Source organism: Candidatus Planktophila sp., assembly GCF_046070465.1.
GTDB lineage: Bacteria > Actinomycetota > Actinomycetes > Nanopelagicales > Nanopelagicaceae > Planktophila.
This window is the reverse complement of the sequence record NZ_JBJTMK010000108.1, coordinates 1-5,039: the sequence shown is the minus strand read 5'-3', so window position 1 is coordinate 5,039 and position 5,039 is coordinate 1. Positions and strand designations below refer to the sequence as shown.

Here is a 5,039-nt window from a genome sequence, read left to right as displayed (position 1 = left end):
CCTTCTTTGACGGTCGCCTCGAATCTTTTGATAACGGTCGCCTGACTCTCGATTTTTCAGATCCGGCAAAGCTTGCAACGGGCCATGATTATCGTGAAGCTCGCCTGCGCATGGCACCTCAACTTCAAAGCGTGATTCGTGATGTCTTTGGCATCTCTGTCGTCATCATCGAAAAGTAAAAAACCATGAAGAAGGCAATCGCATCCCTCTCTGCAGCGGTAATGCTCTCTTTCCCTATTACTGCGGCACCTTCACAGGCAGCGCCAGTTGAATCCATTCTTGCAATGGCAGGACCTGGCAATCGCATTCACGGTGCAGATATCTCGCGCTGGCAACATCCCAATGACAAGCCGATCAACTTCGCCAAGATGCATGCAGCTGGCCTGCGTTTTGTCATGATCAAAGCATCGGACTCTCGCCAAGATTCAGATCGATTGGCAGTGAAATATTTAGCAGCAGACCGTAAAGGCGCGCAAGATGTAGGTATCTATACCGGCTTCTATCACTACGCCGTTCTGCCCGATGTCTCCACAAATTCTGCAGTTGTACAAGATGCGACCGTGCAGGCTCAGAAGGCAATTTGGCGCCTCGGTTCATTAGGTGGCTATAACGAGATGGATCTGCCGTACGCACTTGATCTTGAAAATAACTGCGTTCGATATCGTTCTAATAAATCGTGTTTAAAACGTGCCTCGAGGAGCGCGGTGACTCTGTGGGCAAAGACTTTTCTCTCCGCAATCAAGGAAAAGACTGGCCGCACGCCAATTTTCTATTCGTATCCGACCTTCCTCGAAAGTGCGATGAGCCGCGATACAGAGCTCACTCAATATCCACTGTGGCTGGCCCAATACGCCATCAACCCAGCGATTCCCACTGCTCAACCTGGCCTCAAGAACATTGGTTGCTACGTACATTCATGGACATCGTCGTCCTGTAATTCTCAATGGACGGTATGGCAGTACACCTCCTGTGGAATCGCACCTAAGTACGGGGTCCCCGGAACACGCCTTGATCTCAATGTCTTCCGCGGTACACAAGAAGCCTTCCTTGCACTGGCCTCGGGCACATGGGTTCCAGAAGAGACCGATTTGATGCCACATAACGAAACTTCAACGGCAGTACTGGATTACATGGTTGCTACCGCAACTGACAAATATGTGGTTTTCTCTCTACAAGTCCTGCGCCCTGATAGTTCTCCCGTCGTTACCGGTGATGTGAAATTTGTTTCCGGCCCAAATGCGACACCGTTTAAGTTTTCGCAATCAGTTACTCGTGCAACCAGTGGTTATTGGAAGATTGCACTCAAGACAGATTTACCTGGCACATGGAATGGTGAACTTCGATTTAACGATCCTTCAGGAACTCATGCAGATGTTGTTCTGCCAGTGACATTTACTTTAGCTCAAGGCGTCGCACCGTCACCGACACCAAGCCCAACACCTAAGGCCACGCCGAGGCCAGTGACTTCAAACGGTTGTAAGAACCAGATTAAGAATTAATGAGCGCGTTGAGCGCTTCTACTTCAGCCGCAACTTGATCTTTATAAGCAGCAACTGAATCCTTCTTATCCTTTGCGCTCCACCCCAAGACTGGTGCAATCAGCGTTGCAATCTCATCTGCAAGATCGACTCCCGCATGAGGCGCCTCAAAAGCAAGACGTGTCCGACGAGAAATTACATCGTCGACGCTCATGGCACCTTCATGAGATGCCGCATAAACGATTTCCGCCTTGAGATATGGAAGGTCCGCCGCAAGCGGCTTTCCAAGCTTCTTATCTTCATTAATCAACTCGAGAACTTCGCTGATCAACGATCCATATCGATTGAGTAAGTGAATAACCGTTTTCTCTTCGAGTCCATACTGAGAGGCGATCTGAGTGCTCTGTTGTGCAAGTGCGTAATAACCATCAGCGCCTACAAGTGGAAGTTTCTCTGTAATTGACTCTTTCACAATACGACGAAGGTCGGTGACTGCGAGATCAATCGCATCTTTACCCATGACGCGATAGGTGGTGTATTTACCGCCCGCGATGCTGACAAATCCTGGCGCGCTGCGATCTGTGGTGTGTTCGCGAGAGAGCTTTGTAGTTGCAGAACCTTTTTTGTTGGCTACTAGTGGACGCAAACCTGCATAGACGCCGATGATTTCTTCGCGCTTGAGCTGTGGTTCCAGGACTTTATTGGCCTGATCCAAGATGTACTGCACATCATCAGATGTTGCATAAGGGTGTGCACGATCTCCGTCGTAAGGAGTATCAGTTGTACCCACAATCCACTTATCACCCCAAGGAATAAGGAAGAGGACAGATACTGCGGTCTTCAAAATGATGCCGGTGTTGGACTTAATCGCAGCTCCAGGCACGACGATATGAACACCCTTAGACATCGTGACGCCATAACCTGGTGTGAGATCAAACTTTGCATGCATCTCATCGCTCCAGATACCTGCACACATGACGACGGATTTGGCAGAAACTTTAATTTTCTTGCCGGTCTCGGTATCAATGACCGTCGCACCGATTACCTTCTTGCCATCTTTAATAAGTTGGTCAACTTCGACTCGTGTCGCAATCGTCGCGCCATGGCGACGAGCTGTGCGAATAATCGTCATTGTGTGGCGCGCATCATCTACCTGTGCGTCGTAATACTTCACGGCACCAGTGACGATATCTTGTCGCAATGAAGGTGCAATTTCTGCAATCTTCTTCTGAGACATGTGCTTGTGCCATGGAAGGGCGCGTTGGAATCCACGCAGTACGTCGTAGAGCGCAAGACCTGCTCCCACATAGGCACGATCTTTCGCCTTTTCATGAAGTGGGTATAGGAATCCCACTGGCTTCACGAGGTGTGGGCTGAGAGACGAAACCATCAACTCGCGCTCATGAAGCGCCTCACGTACTAATTTAAAATCGTATTGTTCTAAGTAACGCAATCCACCGTGAATCAACTTGCTAGAACGACTTGAAGTTCCGGATGCAATATCGCGGGCTTCGACCAGGGCAACTTTCAAGCCACGTGATGCCGCATCGAGTACGGCGCCAGCACCGGTGACTCCGCCACCGATGACAAGGATGTCGAATACCTCTTTCGCCAAGGTGCTGATTGCAGCATCGCGTTGTTCAGGGCTGAGTTCTGATGAAAACATGGCGGCTATACCGATTTCCTGAGAGTGTGAGTAGGCTTAAGGATATGGCATTCGTAGGCAGTTTGGACCAGGGAACCAGTAGCACTCGCTTTATGATTTTTGATCAGGGCGGAAAAGTCGTTGGCCAACATCAATTAGAACATCGACAGATGCTTCCTCAAGCCGGTTGGGTCGAACATGATGCGGCGGAAATCTGGGATCGAGTTCAAGAGGTCATTGCAGGCGCTCTCAAACAGGCAAACCTCATTGGATCGCAGCTTTCATCCATTGGAATCACCAATCAGCGTGAGACCACAGTGGCATGGGATGCAGCTACCGGCCAGCCACTTCATAACGCGATCGTCTGGCAGGATGTTCGCACCGCTTCCTATCTTGAAGGTCTCTCCGAACAATCTCGCACCACGCTGACATATAAGAGCGGCCTCACTGTTGCTCCTTATTTTGCGGGCAGCAAAATGCACTGGCTTATCGAAAATTCTGCTGCGGTTCGAACTGCAAGCGACAATGGCACTGCGATGATTGGAACAATCGATAGTTGGCTACTCTGGAACCTTTCAGGCGGAACACAAGGTGGCGCTCATTTCACCGATGTCACCAACGCCAGCCGTACTTTATTGATGAACCTTGAAACTCTTGATTGGGATTCCGAGCTTCTCGAGATTCTGCAGATTCCTCGATCAGTACTTCCTGAAATCAAATCTTCATCCGAGATCTACGCCCACACAACACCACATGGTCCACTCGGCGCTGCAGTTCCTATCGCTGGAATCTTGGGCGATCAACAAGCGGCGATGGTCGGTCAGGTTTGTTTCGATCGCGGTGAGTCGAAAACAACATATGGCACCGGAAACTTTGCACTTCTTAATACCGGCACAGATATTTTCCGATCCAAAAATGGTTTGCTTACAACTGTTTGCTACAAATTTGGTGATCAACCAGCACGATACGCCCTAGAAGGATCAGTTGCTGTCACAGGTTCTGCAATCCAATGGTTGCGCGATCAATTAGGAATCATCACTCATGCTACCGATACTGAAGCACTGGCATCATCAGTAGTTGATACTGCAGGCGTTTACTTTGTTCCGGCGTTCTCTGGTCTCTTTGCACCATATTGGCGCAGCGATGCGCGCGGTGTCATTGTCGGACTAACTCGTGCAGCAACTAAGGCACACCTTGCACGCGCCGCTCTTGAAGCAATCTGTTATCAAACTCGCGATGTAATGGATGCCATGGTTGCAGATTCTGGTGTTCCAATGACCGAGATGCGAGTCGATGGTGGAATTACTTCCAACTCTCTTTGCATGCAGATGCAGGCAGACATCATGGGAATCGATATCACTCGTCCTCTTATTACAGAGACCACCGCTCTTGGTGCTGCATATGCAGCCGGCCTTGCTGTTGGAGTCTGGGCGAATACTGATGAATTGAAGAAACAATGGCAGCAATCTCGTCGCTGGAATTCAACAACATCGGAGGAGACTCGCACTGTGGGCTATGCCGGATGGAAGAAGGCAATCGAACGCACCCTTAATTGGGCGTAGCCGAGATAGGCTTACGCCACTATGAACGAGATTAAAGAGCTCTCAGCAGGCGTCATTCGTACCGATCGCACCATGAACGATGGTCGCACTATTCGCTATTACGACACTGCAGGGCAATCTCGCACAGTTGCAGATCATCGCGAGAAGGAAGAGCAGCCAGGGATCGGTGAACTCCGCCTCGATCCATTGGTCAATGAGTGGGTTGCTATGGCTGCTCACCGCCAAGGTCGCATCTTTTTGCCGCCTAAAGAGTTATGCCCGCTCTGCCCAACAACAGGTGAGCTCCTTACTGAAATTCCTGAATCTGAATATGAACTAGTTGTCTTTGATAACCGCTCACCATCGCTTCGTCCG

At 49.9% G+C, this 5,039-nt stretch carries 3 protein-coding genes and 1 pseudogene; 3 read left to right on the top strand and 1 reads right to left on the bottom strand.

The features are described from left to right. Positions 1-185 precede the first annotated feature (185 nt). Positions 186-1,499: a glycoside hydrolase family 25 protein gene (locus ACKOVI_RS04965; protein ID WP_509602957.1), complete on the top strand. Its 1,314-nt coding sequence runs from the start codon at positions 186-188 to the stop codon at positions 1,497-1,499. Here the strand turns inward: ACKOVI_RS04965 and ACKOVI_RS04960 are convergent. After that, positions 1,489-3,144: a glycerol-3-phosphate dehydrogenase/oxidase gene (locus tag ACKOVI_RS04960; protein WP_509602955.1), complete on the bottom strand. Its 1,656-nt coding sequence runs from the start codon at positions 3,142-3,144 to the stop codon at positions 1,489-1,491. The genes ACKOVI_RS04965 and ACKOVI_RS04960 overlap by 11 nt on opposite strands. Positions 3,145-3,188: 44 nt before the next feature. Between ACKOVI_RS04960 and glpK the strand changes: the two genes are divergently transcribed. After that, positions 3,189-4,685 (top strand): glycerol kinase GlpK, encoded by a 1,497-nt coding sequence (gene glpK / locus ACKOVI_RS04955; protein ID WP_509602954.1) that lies wholly within the window; start codon positions 3,189-3,191, stop codon positions 4,683-4,685. Positions 4,686-4,706: 21 nt separating this feature from the next. Continuing rightward, positions 4,707-5,039, top strand: a pseudogene (locus ACKOVI_RS04950) (galactose-1-phosphate uridylyltransferase); the annotation flags it as partial.